The organism is Streptomyces beijiangensis, assembly GCF_017315755.1.
Taxonomy (GTDB): domain Bacteria; phylum Actinomycetota; class Actinomycetes; order Streptomycetales; family Streptomycetaceae; genus Streptomyces; species Streptomyces beijiangensis.
On the sequence record NZ_JAFLRJ010000786.1, the window covers coordinates 1 to 334 of the forward strand.

Genomic DNA, 334 nt, shown 5'->3' on the forward strand with positions numbered 1-334 from the left:
GCATCACCGGGGAGCCGCCGTCGGTGGGGCTGACCAGGAGACCGTCGATACGGCGGTCCAGGAGCGAGCGGATGTGGTGGTCCTGGAGAGCGGGCTGTTCGTCGGCGTTGCCGATGATCACGCTGTAGCCGTGGGCGCGGGCCTCGTCCTCGACGGAGCGGGCGAGCTCGGTGAAGTACGGGTTCATCACGTCGCTGATGACCAGGCCGAGCGTGCGCGTCTGGTCGGTGCGCAGGGAGCGGGCCACGCCGTTGGGCCGGTAGCCGAGGGCCTCGACGGCGGCCATCACCCGCTCGCGGGTGTCGGGGCGTACCGAGGGATGGCTGTTCAGGAC

1 protein-coding gene is annotated in these 334 nt (G+C 71.0%); it reads right to left on the reverse strand.

From position 1 onward, the window contains the following. Window positions 1-334, reverse strand: a 334-nt coding sequence (locus J0695_RS39090) for a LacI family DNA-binding transcriptional regulator (protein WP_206969613.1), incomplete at both ends; no start/stop codon positions are given.